At 60.1% G+C, this 15,160-nt stretch carries 10 protein-coding genes; 5 read left to right on the top strand and 5 right to left on the bottom strand.

Features of this window, described 5'->3' with window-relative positions; genetic code table 11:
- Positions 1-159: 159 nt before the first annotated feature.
- The 3 genes from leuA to xseA form a co-directional block, all read right to left on the bottom strand.
- Positions 160-1,839: a 2-isopropylmalate synthase gene (leuA, locus tag BLU52_RS19455; protein ID WP_090286008.1), complete on the bottom strand. Its 1,680-nt coding sequence runs from the start codon at positions 1,837-1,839 to the stop codon at positions 160-162.
- Positions 1,840-2,304: 465 nt separating this feature from the next.
- On the bottom strand, positions 2,305-3,126 hold the full coding sequence (locus tag BLU52_RS19440; protein ID WP_090286004.1) for a M23 family metallopeptidase: 822 nt from the start codon (positions 3,124-3,126) through the stop codon (positions 2,305-2,307).
- A 3-nt stretch (positions 3,127-3,129) separates the two neighbouring features.
- Positions 3,130-4,509, bottom strand: coding sequence for an exodeoxyribonuclease VII large subunit (xseA, locus tag BLU52_RS19435; RefSeq protein ID WP_090286002.1), 1,380 nt, complete (start codon positions 4,507-4,509; stop codon positions 3,130-3,132).
- Positions 4,510-4,686: 177 nt separating this feature from the next.
- Here xseA and BLU52_RS19430 point away from each other — a divergent pair, with 177 nt between their 5' ends.
- The 4 genes from BLU52_RS19430 to guaA all read left to right on the top strand — a co-directional run bounded on the left by BLU52_RS19430 (position 4,687) and on the right by guaA (position 9,443).
- Positions 4,687-5,454 carry a sulfite exporter TauE/SafE family protein gene (locus tag BLU52_RS19430; protein WP_090285999.1) on the top strand — a complete coding sequence of 256 codons (768 nt, stop codon included), beginning with the start codon at positions 4,687-4,689 and terminating at the stop codon, positions 5,452-5,454.
- 162 nt (positions 5,455-5,616) lie between these two features.
- A complete protein-coding gene (locus BLU52_RS19425) occupies positions 5,617-6,165 on the top strand; it encodes a sugar ABC transporter ATPase (RefSeq protein WP_090285997.1) in 549 nt (182 codons plus the stop codon).
- Positions 6,166-6,270: 105 nt separating this feature from the next.
- Positions 6,271-7,740 (top strand): IMP dehydrogenase, encoded by a 1,470-nt coding sequence (gene guaB / locus BLU52_RS19420; RefSeq protein ID WP_016773343.1) that lies wholly within the window; start codon positions 6,271-6,273, stop codon positions 7,738-7,740.
- Positions 7,741-7,865: 125 nt separating this feature from the next.
- Positions 7,866-9,443, top strand: coding sequence for a glutamine-hydrolyzing GMP synthase (gene guaA / locus BLU52_RS19415; protein WP_042608327.1), 1,578 nt, complete (start codon positions 7,866-7,868; stop codon positions 9,441-9,443).
- 90 nt (positions 9,444-9,533) lie between these two features.
- Here guaA and BLU52_RS19410 read toward each other — a convergent pair whose 3' ends face one another.
- Both BLU52_RS19410 and treR read right to left on the bottom strand, forming a co-directional pair.
- Positions 9,534-12,650, bottom strand: a complete 3,117-nt coding sequence (locus BLU52_RS19410; protein WP_090285995.1) for a membrane-targeted effector domain-containing toxin — start codon at positions 12,648-12,650, stop codon at positions 9,534-9,536.
- Positions 12,651-12,766: 116 nt separating this feature from the next.
- The gene (treR, locus tag BLU52_RS19405) at positions 12,767-13,471 is read right to left on the bottom strand and encodes a trehalose operon repressor (protein WP_090285993.1); all 705 of its coding nucleotides are present in this window, start codon (positions 13,469-13,471) and stop codon (positions 12,767-12,769) included.
- A gap of 235 nt (positions 13,472-13,706) precedes the next feature.
- Between treR and treP the strand changes: the two genes are divergently transcribed.
- The gene (treP, locus tag BLU52_RS19400) at positions 13,707-15,149 is read left to right on the top strand and encodes a PTS system trehalose-specific EIIBC component (protein WP_090285989.1); all 1,443 of its coding nucleotides are present in this window, start codon (positions 13,707-13,709) and stop codon (positions 15,147-15,149) included.
- Positions 15,150-15,160: the final 11 nt, after the last annotated feature.

The raw sequence follows: 15,160 nt of genomic DNA, 5'->3' as shown, positions 1-15,160 counted from the left end.
GCCAGCAGGCTGGCTCCCAAAGGGATCGTGTTCACAACACAAATCCCCTGTGGGAGCTAGCCTGCTAGCGATGGGGCCGGTGAATGCGGCACAAAAAACTCAGATATGAAAAAGGCCCCGGAGCTTTCACTCCGGGGCCTTTTGCATTTCAGCGAGCAATCAAGCCGCTTTCGCCTCTGGCTGGCTCAGCGAGCGGTTCAGGGCGCTAAACAGTGCCTTGAAGCTGGCGGTGGTGATGTTCTCATCGATCCCCACGCCATGCACCGCACGTTCGCCGTTCACGCGCAGCTCGATGTAGGCCGCCGCTTTGGCGTTGGTGCCGGCGCCGATTGCGTGTTCGTTGTAATCCATGATTTCCACCGGAACCGGCAAGCCGGCCACCAGTGCTTCCAGCGCACCGTTGCCCTTGCCGCGCCAGTGCAGGTTGGTTTCGCCCTGACCCTTGCTCGCCACTTCCACTTCGACGGCGCTGTTGCCGTTTTCTTCTTGCAGGCGATGGCTGACCAGCGCGTACGGGGTGTTGGCTTGCAGGTATTCGCTGATCAACAACGAGTGAATCTGCTTGGCGGTCATTTCCAGGCCGAGACGGTCGGTTTCACGCTGCACCACCTGGCTGAACTCGATCTGCATGCGCCGCGGCAGGCTGATGCCGTATTCCTGCTCCAGCAAGTAGGCGATGCCGCCCTTGCCCGACTGGCTGTTGACGCGGATCACCGCCTCGTAGCTGCGGCCGATGTCGGCCGGGTCGATCGGCAGGTACGGGACTTCCCACAGAGCGTCCGGTTTCTGCTGGGAGAAGCCTTTGCGGATCGCATCCTGGTGCGAGCCGGAGAACGCGGTGTGGACCAGGTCGCCAACGTACGGGTGACGTGGGTGAACCTGGATCTGGTTGCACTCCTCAACCACTTTGCGCACGCCATCGATGTCGGAGAAGTCCAGCTGCGGATCGAGGCCCTGGGTGTACATGTTCAGCGCGACGGTGACGAGGTCGACGTTACCGGTGCGCTCGCCGTTGCCGAACAGGCAGCCTTCGACACGGTCGGCGCCGGCCATCAGGCCCAGCTCGGTGGCCGCAACGCCGGTGCCACGGTCGTTGTGGGTGTGCAGGCTGATGATCACGCTGTCACGACGGTTGATGTTGCGGCCGAACCACTCGATCTGGTCGGCGTAGACGTTTGGCGTCGCGCATTCAACGGTGGCTGGCAGGTTGAGGATCATCTTGTGCTCAGGCGTCGGGTTCCACACCTCGATCACCGCGTCACAGACTTCCTTGGCGAACTCCAGCTCAGTGGCGCTGAAGGTTTCCGGGGAGTATTCGAAGGTCCACTCGGTGTCCGGCTGCATCGCTGCGTATTTGACGAACAGCTTGGCCGCGTTGACCGCGATGGCCTTGATGCCGTCCTTGTCCTGGTTGAACACGATGCGACGGAACGACGGCGATGTAGCGTTATAGAGGTGAACGATGGCTTTCTTCGCCCCGCGCAGGGATTCGAAGGTGCGCTCGATGAGGTCTTCACGGCCCTGGGTCAGCACCTGAATGGTGGTGTCGTCCGGAATGTGGCCTTCTTCGATCAGGGTGCGCACGAAGTCGAAGTCGGTTTGCGAAGCCGCCGGGAATGACGCTTCGATTTCCTTCACACCCACTTGAACCAGGGTTTTCCAGAAGCGCAGCTTCTTTGCCGCGTCCATCGGTTCGATCAGCGACTGGTTGCCGTCACGCAGGTCGGAGCTGCACCAGATCGGCGCGGTGTCGATGGTCTTCGACGGCCAGGTGCGATCCGGCAGGTTGATGACGGGAAACGCGCGGTATTTCGAAGACGGGTCTTTGAGCATGCTCATCGGGAAATTCCTTGTTGTCTGGGCCGAAAAGAGGCGGCCTGCCGGTTGAACGAGTGTTCTTGGAAAAGCGTAGGACGAGGCGCAGCGATTCAGCCTGGCAGTCGTGCGCTGACGAGGCACAGGCTGCGGTGCTGGCGAAGCTGAATGAGGGTGTGAGAGGTTTTCATGCCCTCAACCCTAACCGCGAGGGGGGAGGATGGCAAGCAGTCGAAAAAAATTGAGAGGAATCCTCGGAAAGCCGGGTTCTGCGAGATTTTATTGTGCTGGAAGGCGAGGATCTTCGGGATGTTTGCGCGAGGTCTGGATGGGGCGCAATCGAGAGTGGTGAGGTTTCTGAAGGATTGAAGGTGTCAGTGAGTCAGTCATCGCCAGCAGGCTGGCTCCCACAGGGGATGGTGTTCACGACACAAAACCCCTGTGGGAGCTAGCCTGCTAGCGATGAGGCCATCAGCCTCAACCAATGATTCAAGACTGGAAGGCACCAATGAAAATCGCCGGATCCACCCGCGCATCATTCAGGCTGACATTCCAGTGCATGTGCGGCCCGGTCGCCCGGCCGGTGGCGCCGACCTTACCGACCACCGCGCCACGAGCCAGTTGCTGGCCGTTCTTCACGTCGATCTTCGACATATGGCAGAACATGCTGATAAAGCCCTGGCCATGGTCGACGAACACGGTGTTGCCGTTGAAAAAGTAGCTACCGATCAAAATCACCTTGCCCGCCGCCGGCGTCTTGATCGGCGTACCGGCTGGCACCGCGAAGTCGAGACCGGCGTGGGGGTTGCGTTCTTCGCCATTGAAGAAACGGCGCACCCCGAACTTGCTCGACAGCGGCCCGTTGACCGGTTTGTCCAGCAGCAGGTTGCTCGGCGTGTTCGGGCTGAAGCTGCGATAGGCCTTGATCTGCTCGGCCAGTTCGCCCTCGATGCGTTTAAGGTTCGACTGATCCGGATTGACCTGCTGCTTGTTCTTCAGGGTGATGCGCTGCTCCGGGTATTTCTTGCTGCCCACGGTGAACGGCAAAGTCCGGCCGCCGCTGCTGATCTGCTGCGCACCGGGTTTGACGGTCAGCGGCACGCCGACGATCGCCAGCCAGTTGTTCTGTTCTTTCACCACCAGCACCGGTTTGCCCTGATACGTGGCTTTCGGCGCTTGTGCTGCCGCGCCCAGATCCACCACCGCGACGCCGCCCGGCACTGGTTTGTTCAACAGGCGAGTGATGTAACTGTCGGCGTGGGCGTTGAAGGTCAGGCACAGCAAAAACAGCGGAGCGAGAAAGCGCGGCATGGATCAGTCCAGTAAAGAGAGGGTGACGGGCGTCAGGTGGTTATCCTCGACGCGCACTTGCAGCTCGCCTTCGCCCAGTTTGGCTTTGAGGCGCTGGCCGGTGTGGGTCTGCGCGGCGTCGCGGATCGCGTGGCCGCGTTCGTCGAGCAAAATGCTGTAGCCACGACCGAGGGTTGCCAGCGGGCTGACCACATGCAGGGTCTGCATCTGGCTGTGCAGTTGCAGACGACGGTTTTTCAGGCCTTCACGCATGGCCCGGGGCAAGCGGTCGGCGAGGCTGTCGAGACGCTGGCGCAGCATCGCCAACTGGCGACCCGGATGTTGCCCGGCGAGGCGGGTTTCCAGACGGATCAGGCGTTCGCGGCGGGTGTTGAGATGACGCTCGAACGCCCGGCGCATGCGCATGTCCAGATCATCCAGACGCTGCGCCTGCTGGCGCAAACGCTCACCGGGATGACGCAAACGCCGGGCCATGCCTTCCAGCCGCAGGCGGTCGCGCATCAAACGATCACGCATGCGCATCACCAGACGGCGATGCAGGCTTTCGACCTGACGGATCAAATGGCTCGAGTCTGGCGCAAGCAGTTCGGCTGCGGCGGACGGTGTCGGCGCACGCACGTCGGCGACAAAGTCGCTGATCGATACGTCGGTTTCATGGCCTACTGCGCTGACGATCGGCGTCACGCAGGCATCGACGGCACGCGCGACGGCTTCCTCGTTGAAGCACCAGAGATCTTCCAGCGAACCGCCGCCACGGGCGAGGATCAGCGCGTCGAAACCGCGAGCATCGGCCATTTTCAATGCACGGACGATTTGCGCGGTGGCTTCGCGGCCCTGTACGGCGGTGGGAATCAACGTCAACTGGATCTGCGGCGCGCGGCGGCGGAACACACTGATGATGTCGCGAATCACCGCGCCGGTCGGCGAACTGATGATGCCGATGCGCTGCGGATGAGCCGGCAGCGGCACTTTGCGTTCGGCGCTGAACAGACCTTCGGCGCTGAGTTTTTCCTTCAGCGCATCGAAGGCCAGGCGCAACGCGCCGTCACCGGCCGGTTCTACCGTGTCGAGAATCAGCTGGTAGTCGCCACGGCCTTCGAACAGCGAGACCTTGCCGCGCACTTTCACCGCCAAGCCGTCCTTCAACGCCTGACGCACCCGCGCGGCGTTTTGCCGGAACAACGCGCAACGCACTTGGGCGCCGCTGTCCTTGAGAGTGAAATACACATGCCCCGACGCCGGGCGGGCGAGGTTGGAAATTTCACCTTCGACCCAGATGTTGCTGAACACGTCTTCCAGCAACACCCGCGCGCGGCCGTTGAGCTGGCTGACGGTCAGGACTTCACGGTCCAGGCCAAGTCTTGCAAAGGGATCTTTAATCATGGGGCGCAGTTTAAAGGCATTTGCCGTCGGATCACCACCAATCCCCTGTAGGCCTTCGCCTGCTCGCGATAGCGGTGTGTCAGCATATATTGATGTGTCTGACCCACCGCTATCGCGAGCAGGCGAAGGCCTACAGGGGGATGGTACAGTCAGCGGCCTTATAAAGGATGCGGGTCGATGGACATTATGGAGCTGTTGGGGGCGTGGTCATGGGGCGCGGGCGGTTGGGCGGCGATCGGGCTGGGCATTGCTTTGGCCTACATCGTCTTCGGCATCGCCGGTTTCGGTACGGCACTGGTCGCGGGGCCGATTCTGATTCTGTTCATGCCGCTGTCGAAGATCGTGCCGCTGCTGGTGCTGCTGGATTTTGTCGCGGCGTTCGGCAATCTGCTGCCGTCGCGGCGAGATGTCGCCAGGCCCGAGTTGTTGCGGCTGCTGCCGTGCATGGCGGTCGGTTGCACGCTGGGGGTGATCTTTCTGCTCAACCTCAAATCCGATGTGCTGCTGTTATTGATGGGGCTGTTCATCAGCGCCTATGCGATCTACAGCCTGTGGATCAAAGCGCGGCCGGCGCAGTTGTCGGCGGCATGGGCCGTGCCGATGGGGACGGTGGGCGGGTTGTTCGGTGCGTTGTTTGGCAGTGGCGGGTTTCTCTACGCGATCTATCTCAACAGCCGCTTATCCAAAGAAGCCGCGCGGGCCACGCAAAGTGCGCTGATCAGTTGCAGCACTGTGGTGCGCCTGAGTCTGTTCATTATCGCGGGCGTGTATGCCGAGCTACCCTTGTTGATATTGGCGCTGTGCCTGTTGCCGGCGATGGCGCTGGGCTTGTGGATCGGCCGGCGACTGAGCATGAAGTTGTCGCGCGAGGCGTTTGTGCGGCTGGTGACGTGGCTGGTGCTGGCCAGCGGGATTGCTCTGATCGGGCGTTATTTCAGCACTTGACCGGATTTTGTCAGGGATTAAGCTGCCGGCCGCATTTCCTTTGTAGGCCTTCGCCTGCTCGCGATAGCGGTGTATCAATCAACATTGATGTGTCTGACCCACCGCTATCGCGAGCAGGCGAAGGCCTACAGGGGTGTCCCGGTATTTTCAGCAGGCTCGACCATGAACACGCAAAGCATCATCGTCCCGAAAATCTCCACCCTGCCGGTGCACGAACCCCGGGCGCGGGCGATCGTGCGGTGGCTGGTGCGCAAGAACATTGTCGAAGAACAACTGACCACCTGCGGGCGCACCGGCAACCGCATGGCCCACGCCATCGCCGACGGCGCCCGCGCGGTGGTGCTGCACCCCGAAGCGCTACCGTTCGGTGAGCCAATCAATGGCCTGGAGATCATCACCAAGCGCTGCATCTATACCCCGGCCAAAGGCTTTCTCGAAGAAGCCGGTTGCGCCGAATGCCGCCGCGAAGTCGGCGAAGCGCTGTTCGAAAGTCTGGAAGACTGGTTTCCCGGCCGCACCGACAATTTCACCTGCCCGGAATGCGGGCATGAAGACGACATCAACGGGTTCCTGTTCTTGCAGGAATGCGCGTTTTCCAACCTCGGTTTCATCTTCAACAACTGGCTGGAGGCCGGGTTCAAGCAGAGCTTCATCGACGAGTTCGCCGACTGGCTCGATCAACCTGTCTCGTGGGTCAAGGTGGAGCTGTAGGGCCGGGCTTTTCCTTCTATCAATTAGGCTGAGTTTTACATTGAACAGCAGGGGGTGTCTGACTATAATGGCGCGCTTCCATTTTCCCGCTCGGGAGCCCCCGCGATGCTGCGTATCAGCCAAGAAGCTCTGACATTCGACGACATTCTCCTAGTGCCCGGTTATTCCGAGGTACTTCCCAACGAAGTCAGTCTCAAGACCCGTCTTACCCGTGGCATCGAACTGAATATTCCTCTGGTTTCTGCCGCCATGGACACCGTTACTGAAGCCCGTCTGGCAATCGCCATGGCTCAGGAAGGTGGCATCGGCATTATCCACAAGAACATGACCATCGAGCAGCAAGCTGCCGAAGTGCGCAAGGTCAAGAAGTTCGAAGCCGGTGTGGTCAAGGATCCCATCACCATCGAGGCCGATGCCACGGTGCGTGATCTGTTCGAACTGACCCGTCTGCACAATATTTCCGGCGTTCCGGTACTGCACGATGGCGACCTGGTCGGCATCGTCACTTCCCGTGACGTACGTTTCGAAAACCGTCTGGAAGCCACTGTCCGCGAAGTGATGACGCCTAAAGAGCGTCTGGTCACGGTCAAGGAAGGCGCCGACAAGAACGACGTACGCGAACTGCTGCACAAGCACCGCATCGAGCGCGTGCTGATCGTCGACGACAAATTCGCCCTCAAAGGCATGATGACCGTCAACGACATCGAAAAAGCCAAAGCCTACCCGCTGGCCAGCAAGGACGATCAAGGTCGTCTGCGTGTCGGCGCGGCGGTCGGCACCGGTAAAGACACCGGTGATCGCGTCACGGCATTGGTCAACGCTGGCGTGGACGTGGTGGTGGTCGACACCGCGCACGGTCATTCCAAAGGCGTGATCGACCGCGTTCGCTGGGTCAAAGAGAACTTCCCTGAAGTGCAGGTGATCGGCGGCAACATCGCCACCGGCGCCGCTGCCAAGGCGCTGGCCGAAGCGGGCGCCGACGCAGTCAAGGTCGGTATCGGCCCTGGCTCGATCTGCACCACCCGTATCGTCGCCGGTGTCGGCGTGCCGCAAATCAGCGCAATCGCCAACGTCGCCGCCGCCCTTGAAGGCACCGGTGTGCCGTTGATCGCCGACGGCGGCATCCGCTTCTCCGGTGACCTGTCCAAGGCCATCGTCGCCGGTGCGTCCTGCGTGATGATGGGTTCGATGTTCGCCGGTACTGAAGAAGCCCCGGGCGAGATCGAGCTGTTCCAGGGCCGTTCGTACAAGGCTTATCGCGGCATGGGTTCGCTGGGCGCCATGTCCCAGGCCCAGGGTTCTTCCGATCGCTACTTCCAGGATTCCTCGGCCGGTGCCGAGAAGCTGGTACCGGAAGGCATCGAAGGCCGCGTGCCGTACAAAGGCACCCTGAGCGCGATCATTCACCAGTTGATGGGCGGTCTGCGTTCCTCGATGGGTTACACCGGCAGCGCCAACATCGAAGAAATGCGCACCAAACCTGAGTTCGTGCGGATCACCGGTGCCGGCATGGCCGAATCCCACGTTCACGACGTGCAGATCACCAAGGAAGCGCCAAACTATCGGGTCGGCTAACGCCGACAGCTCTAAGCCACAAGTTACAAGCTGCAAGCGGTGCTGCATCAGTGCAGGGCCGCTCGGCTTCCGATTACTTGCAGCTTGCAGCTTGAAGCTTGCAACTGCTTTTCAGAGTTTCTTTCATGGCCCTCGACATTCACGCTCACCGCATCCTGATCCTCGACTTCGGTTCGCAATACACCCAACTGATTGCCCGCCGCGTGCGCGAGATCGGCGTGTACTGCGAACTGCACCCGTTCGACATGGACGAAGATGCGATCCGCGAATTCGCCCCTAAAGGCGTCATCCTCGCCGGCGGCCCTGAGTCCGTGCACGAAGCCAACAGCCCGCGCTGCCCGCAGGCGGTGTTCGATCTGGGCGTTCCGGTATTCGGCATCTGCTACGGCATGCAGACCATGGCCGAGCAACTGGGCGGCAAGGTTGAAGGTTCCGAGCTGCGTGAGTTCGGTTACGCCCGCGTTGACGTGGTTGGCAAGAGCCGTCTGCTCGACGGCATCGAAGACCACATCGACGCCGACGGCCTGTTCGGCCTCGACGTGTGGATGAGCCACGGTGACAAAGTCACGAAGATGCCGGAAGACTTCCACATCCTCGCCAGCACCCCGAGCTGCCCGATCGCCGGCATGTTCAACGACGATCGCGCGTACTACGGCGTGCAGTTCCACCCGGAAGTGACCCACACCAAGCAGGGTGGCCGCATCCTCTCGCGTTTCGTGCTCGACATCTGCGGCTGCGAAGCCCTGTGGACGCCGTCGAAAATCGCTGAAGACGCGATCGCCAACATCCGCGCTCAGGTCGGCACCGACAACGTCCTGTTGGGCCTGTCCGGCGGTGTCGACTCCTCGGTCGTTGCTGCGCTGTTGCACAAAGCCATCGGTGATCAACTGACCTGCGTGTTCGTCGACAACGGTCTGCTGCGTCTGCACGAAGGCGAGCAAGTGATGGCCATGTTCGCCGAGAACATGGGCGTCAAGGTGATCCGCGCCAACGCCGAAGAGCAGTTCCTCAACAACCTGGCCGGCGAAGCCGACCCGGAGAAGAAGCGCAAGATCATTGGCCGTACCTTCATCGACGTGTTCGATGCCCAGTCCAACAAACTGGAAAACATCAAATACCTCGCTCAGGGCACCATCTACCCGGACGTGATCGAGTCGGCTGGCGCAAAAAGCGGCAAGGCTCACGTGATCAAGTCGCACCACAACGTGGGCGGCCTGCCGGAAGAGATGAACCTGAAATTGGTCGAGCCACTGCGCGAACTGTTCAAGGACGAAGTCCGTCGTCTGGGCCTGGAACTCGGCCTGCCGTACGACATGGTCTACCGTCACCCGTTCCCGGGCCCGGGCCTGGGCGTGCGTATCCTCGGCGAAGTGAAAAAGGAATACGCCGACCTGCTGCGTCGTGCCGACCACATCTTCATCGAAGAACTGCGCAAGGCCGACTGGTACCACAAGGTCAGCCAGGCTTTTGTGGTGTTCCAGCCAGTCAAATCGGTGGGCGTGGTCGGCGACGGCCGTCGTTACGCCTGGGTCGTGGCCCTGCGTGCCGTAGAAACCATCGACTTCATGACCGCGCGTTGGGCACACCTGCCTTACGAACTGCTGGAAACCGTCTCCGGCCGCATCATCAATGAAATCGAAGGTATCTCGCGCGTCACCTACGACGTGTCGAGCAAGCCACCGGCGACGATTGAGTGGGAGTGATCCTGCTGCACGCTGATCGACGCATCGAGTAAACAAAAAACCCTTGGCCTCAAGCCAAGGGTTTTTTCGTTTCATGAGCCTGCAAGCGATTCAGGTGGGCAGGCGGCTTTGCAGGGTCAGGCCGATCTCTATCAGCCGTTCGGATAGCGCGGCGAGGTCGCGGAACATGATGCCGCTGATGCGAGGCATCGACTGGGCCCAAATGTAGACCTGGCCGTCCCTTCGGCTATTCACCGCTGTTCGCACCAGATTGCCTGAGCTGTCGCGGCGTACCAGTGTGTAGGCATTCTGGTTTTTTTCGAAAATGAACATGCCATTGCGGTGCAGCAGCTTTTCCTGCGCTGCAGGCGTCCATTGCGGCAAAGATGATTCGATTTGCAAACGCAGGTCTGCGTAAAGCACGTCGACCGAGGCACGGGTCGATGCGCCGTTATCAAACGGGCCACGCACGACTTCCAGACCGGGATCGATACTGACGCCTGCTTCCTCTGCGGACGAGATTTCCTCGATCCGTAAACCGATGCCGCCCACGTGTTCGCTTATTCCCGGCACATTTCTGAAGGTATTGGTATCGGTTGCCGCGCTCAAGGCAACCCATTTGCCCGGTCTGTTGAGAATTGCGTCACTCCTTATGATTCGGCTGCTCAGGCGAATGCGCATCAGTTGTTCTTCAATCGAGGTGAGCGGTACCTTCGGCTTGTAGTTTTGCGCAGCGTCAAGGCCCTGGACCCGGATGCCATTGGCCTGTGCGGTCTTCACCAACTCCAGGACGTTAAACCTCTCATTGGGGTCGGTGCCAAGGCTGATCAAATAGGTACGCAGGTCCTGCGACATCTCTCCCGACAGGAAGAATTCGTTGAGATCAGTCTGAGCAAAATCACTGAGCAATCCACGGACATACAGCATATTGATGTGCCGTGCGAACGCCGGCATGTTTTCGATCATGAAGCGCATGCTGACGATGCGATCCAGCGTCTCGCCAATCACCAGTCCATTGCTGTTGGCGAAAATGCTGTCGATCAGTTCGCCCGTCGGCATCGCTGGAGTGACCTGCGGAATGACCGGCCGTGGGGGCAGGTTGGCCCAGCTCAGTTGCGAGTAGAACTCCTTTGCCTCGTTGAGCAGAATGGCGCGCCTTTCGCCGAAGTAGGCGGCAAACGCCTCGGCAGTCGATCGATTGTCGCGGGCGGCGCCGGGCAGCGTCGCGGAGGTTTCAGGCAGGTTCATCGCCCACCTTCTGAGTGCCGGCATGTCCATTCCCTTCACTTCGTGAAGCGGCGTGACCAGACGCAGTGGACGGGCAGACGAAGGAATCGGCTCGACCAATGGCAGCTCCGGCGAGGGCGTGGTGGAAGACGGCTCGGAGGTCGTGTCAGCGTCCGGTATGCAAGCCTTGCCCACGCATTGACCGCCGCCCCTGAGCCGCAACGCAGGGATGCGTTCCCACTTGCCGCCAGCACCGAAGCGTACGGGCAGCGAATAAGCGAACTGATTGGGACGCTCGGGATTGACGATCGCCCAGTGTCCGCTCTCCTCGGAATCGTCAAAGTAGCGCACGTAATACGCGTCGTTGCCGATTTTGATCGCGTAGCGTGGCTCCTTGTCGAGACGATAGATGCCTTCAAATTTCCCAGGGTCCGCCTGGACGGCGTCCGGTACCAGCACCTCGTTGCATCGGTAGCGGGCAGGAATGCCTGGCACGGGGACAGTGGCAGTCGTGGAGGTCTGGGATGTGGCAGGGGGCGTTTCGACGGGAAGGTCGTTTGCCAACTCATCGCCGGCTTCTTCAATCACCGTGGCTGGCAGCGACTCCACAGGGGGCAGGAGAGGCGTGTTCGCCGAAGTGAACTCGATCAACCCGGCCATTTCTTCGGCTTCGGCAAACTCGACTTGCGGGCCGACTTCCAGATGCGCGCCCGTGCCGATCAGAAACGGCACATCCATTACGATTTCAATACCGTTGAGCACTGCATTGGCTAGACCCTTTTTGCGTTCGGCGGCTGTGGCGCCGTTGACGGCCTGATCGATATTCAGCCCCATGTTGGCGATGCTCGCGCCGATCAACGGCAACGCCGCAGGCCAACCCACCGCCGCCATCGGGCCGAATACTTTCAGACCGGCGCTCAAATAACCTATCCAGAGTTTTTTGCTCAGGTCGCTGTTGGAGGTCAGCACCAGCTGTGCCTCGGCGACCATGGCGCTGCGCGTCGATTCGCTTAACCAGGTGAACGCGTCACCGGCGACAGCGACATTGCTGCGATTGATCATCTGGTGATTGCTATGGCCCCAGGCGCTCACCAGGCGGTTCATCAGATCGGTAAGGTTCTCGGTGATGCGGTGACTCTCGGCGAGCGGGAAATGCTTGAGGAATGCGCTGCGTTTGTCCTCGTAATTCATCTGCTCAAGCAGCCACCAATGCAGATCAGCTTCCGTGTCCATCAAGCGAAAAGCCGGGGATTCGCCTGGCAGGTAAAGGGTCTGCCGGCCGCTGTCTTCGACCAGACGCAGCACATCGGTGGCGACGTGGTCATCGACATCCAGGGCGCGTACCTCCGTGCCGACCGGGTAGGTCGTTCGCAGCATTTGCAGAGTGACGGGCCAGGTAATGGGCCCGATGACCGAGGCGATGATGCGCTGAAAGTCATCGCCCCCCAAGTCATTCTGTTGCAGCGCTTGCACCGCCTGACTGAGGAAGTTGCACTTGGCCAGAACACGAAAATCATCCGCCGAGTTTCGCCAGAATTTGCTCAATTGCTCGGTGTAGCGCGTGCTGAAATCGACTTCCCAGAACACCTTCAGAACATCGCTGCCCAGCAAGCGCACTTCATTGCCTTGATTGAAATTCTCGGCGTCCGGACCCTCCGAATAAAAGCCACCGTAGAGGCCGAGCAGGTCGGCGTTGTCTTGATCTGTCGCACGAAAGCGATGAATGACCAGTTGCGTGAGGGTCAGCGTTTCGTAGGGCTTTTCCAGCAAATGTTCCCAGCCGGTAAAGGTCAGCGTGCTGCTCTGCGCAGTTTTGAAACGATGGAAATACACCCGGTCGGGATCGAGGCCGGACAGACCTTTGGCCATCAGCAGTTCGCTGGCAACTTGACGCGCCGCGTCATACAGACCCGGGCAGGTCGTCACGAGGGTCGTGGCGAGGGCTTTCAGGGCGGTTTTGTCTGCTGCGTTGGGCAGCAGACGGCGTTCGGGAGCGGTCATGAGTTTTTCATCCTTGAGAAAACAAGGATCGAGCATGACTGACTCGCCCAGGGCGAGTGCGTTACCCGGCTATCGTCGGGTGTTCTGTGGAGGCTCTGCGAAGGCAGTCGCGTGTATCAACGCCGCGCCACATCCGAAAAATAAAACTTGTCCAGCGTATGCCGTGATTCGGTGTATTCGAACTGGCGGCCGTCCTGCAGAAAGGTCTGGTTGCTGACCACGATGACGTGGCTCTGACCGTCGAGGTCCAGATGCAGTTGATCGTCCTTGCTGCGTGGTACGGCTTCGATGGTGCGCTGGGCGTAGGCGATCTGTAATTGCAGGGTCTGCTCGATGTGGGCGTAGATCGACTGCTCGGCGATATCCAGAGACAGGCCGGGAATCACCTCGCTGACGAAGTGGTTGATGTCGAGGATCACCCGTTTGCCGTCGATCCGCCGCACGCGTTTGATCCGCGTAATCAGGCTGCCGGGTTCGGCATGGATGTGTTCGAGCAGGGCGCCTTCGAGGGCAAACTGGCTCAGCTCGACCACTTCGGTGCTGACGTCGTTGCCCAGGCGCGGGTAAGTCTCTTGAAAGCTGACGATGCCGCCGAGCTGAAACTCGATCGGGTTTGTCGAAAGTACGAAGGTGCCTTTGCCGTGGATTTTCTGGGCGAAACCGCGTTCCTGCAGCAATTCGATCGCCTTGCGCACCGTGCCGCGGCTGGCCTGGTAGCTGTCCATGAGTTCGGTTTCGGACGGCAGGCGGGCACCGCGCTCCAGGCGTTCAGTGGTGATGCTGGCCAGCAGATCGTTGTAGATCTGGTTGTATTTGCTCATGGATGGGCTCGGTGCCGAGGCTGCTCAAAGCTTCGAACCTTAAGGCCAGGGTAGGGCTTTGTCCATGTGGACGATAGAAATCTGCCTAGGGCCAAGTAGGAAAATTCGCCGTTGGTCTGGCGAGAATATGCACAAACAAACTCGTACAGACGAGTTGTTGCATTAACTCGTCTGTACGAGTATTTTTCGCTTCGGTGTGCTGCCAATAACAACAATCCACAGCGGAAGAACAAGCATGAGCCACGACTACCCGAACATCGCCAGGGACTTGCTGCAAAGCCTCGGTGGCGCCGACAACCTCGAGCAGGCCGCGCATTGCGTCACGCGTTTGCGTCTGGCTCTGAAAGACCCGAGCCTGGTCGACACCGCTACGCTCAACCAGATCGATCTGGTCAAAGGCTCGTTCTTCACAGGCGGCCTTTATCAGGTGGTGATCGGTCCGGGGGAAGTGGAAAAGGTCTATGCCGAACTGCGCAAGCAGACCGGTCTCGCCGCGTCGACCATTGCCGACGTTAAACAGAAGAGCGCGGAAAAGATCAACGCCATGCAACGGCTGGTGCGGGTGTTCTCCGACGTGTTCATGCCGATCCTGCCGGCGCTGATCATTGCCGGCCTGCTGATGGGCATCAACAACCTGCTCGGCGCCAAAGGCATGTTCATCGACGGGCAGACGCTGCTCGATGCCTATCCGAAACTCGACGGGCTGTGGAGCCTGATCAACCTGATGGCCAACACTTCGTTCGTGTTTCTGCCGGCGCTGGTGGGCTGGTCGGCGGCGAAGCGCTTTGGCGGCAGCGAAATTCTCGGCATCGTGCTCGGCCTGATGCTCGTCCATCCGGACCTGCTCAACGCCTGGAACTACGGCAAAGCGGTGGCCGGGCTGGACGGGCAGCAACTGCCGTATTTCGACATCCTCGGTTTGTTCCAGGTGGAAAAGGTCGGTTATCAAGGGCAGATTTTGCCGATCCTGCTTGCTGCCTACGTCATGAGCGTGATCGAAAAATGGTTGCGCGCCCGCGTGCCCAACGCCATTCAATTACTGGTGGTGCCGATCACCACCATTGTCGTCACCGGCGTGCTGGCGCTGGCGATCATCGGTCCGGTGACGCGGCATATCGGCATCTACATTACCGAAGGTCTGGTGATGCTGTTTGATCTGGCGCCGTTGGTGGGTGGACTGATTTTCGGGCTGCTGTATGCGCCGCTGGTGATCACCGGCATGCACCACATGTTTCTCGCCGTGGACCTGCAATTGATCTCGAGCCAGGGCGGCACCTTCATCTGGCCGATGATCGTCATGTCCAACCTCGCCCAGGGCAGTGCGGCGCTGGCGGTGTTCTGGATGACGCGCAATGCGCGGGACAAGAGCATGGCCTCGACCTCGGCGATTTCCGCTTATTTCGGTATCACCGAGCCGGCGATGTTCGGCGTCAACCTTCGCTACAAGTTTCCGTTTTATGCGGCGCTGGCTGGCTCTGCGCTCGGCTGCATATTCCTTTCGCTGAACCGCATCCAGGCCTCGGCGATTGGCGTCGGCGGGCTGCCGGGGTTCATTTCGATCATTCCGCAGTACATCCCGATGTTCGTGATCGGGATGCTGATTGCCATGCTCGTGCCGTTCGTTCTGACCTGCGCGCTGAGCATGAAGATTGTCCGTCCCGGTTTTCGGGTTGCCTGAGATATCTGAAG

This window comes from Pseudomonas granadensis (assembly GCF_900105485.1).
In the GTDB taxonomy this organism is placed as follows: domain Bacteria; phylum Pseudomonadota; class Gammaproteobacteria; order Pseudomonadales; family Pseudomonadaceae; genus Aquipseudomonas; species Aquipseudomonas granadensis.
This window is presented reverse-complemented; position numbering and strand designations above follow the sequence as displayed.

What these genes read in the sequence shown, in the direction of transcription:
- BLU52_RS19440 (WP_090286004.1), bottom strand. Translation starts at nt 3,126, where the DNA reads ATGCCGCGCTTTCTCGCTCCGCTGTTTTTGCTGTGCCTGACCTTCAAC.
- treR (WP_090285993.1), bottom strand. Translation starts at nt 13,471, where the DNA reads ATGAGCAAATACAACCAGATCTACAACGATCTGCTGGCCAGCATCACC.
- leuA (WP_090286008.1), bottom strand. Translation starts at nt 1,839, where the DNA reads ATGAGCATGCTCAAAGACCCGTCTTCGAAATACCGCGCGTTTCCCGTC.
- BLU52_RS19410 (WP_090285995.1), bottom strand. Translation starts at nt 12,650, where the DNA reads ATGACCGCTCCCGAACGCCGTCTGCTGCCCAACGCAGCAGACAAAACC.
- BLU52_RS19425 (WP_090285997.1), top strand. Translation starts at nt 5,617, where the DNA reads ATGAACACGCAAAGCATCATCGTCCCGAAAATCTCCACCCTGCCGGTG.
- BLU52_RS19430 (WP_090285999.1), top strand. Translation starts at nt 4,687, where the DNA reads ATGGACATTATGGAGCTGTTGGGGGCGTGGTCATGGGGCGCGGGCGGT.
- treP (WP_090285989.1), top strand. Translation starts at nt 13,707, where the DNA reads ATGAGCCACGACTACCCGAACATCGCCAGGGACTTGCTGCAAAGCCTC.
- xseA (WP_090286002.1), bottom strand. Translation starts at nt 4,509, where the DNA reads ATGATTAAAGATCCCTTTGCAAGACTTGGCCTGGACCGTGAAGTCCTG.
- guaB (WP_016773343.1), top strand. Translation starts at nt 6,271, where the DNA reads ATGCTGCGTATCAGCCAAGAAGCTCTGACATTCGACGACATTCTCCTA.
- guaA (WP_042608327.1), top strand. Translation starts at nt 7,866, where the DNA reads ATGGCCCTCGACATTCACGCTCACCGCATCCTGATCCTCGACTTCGGT.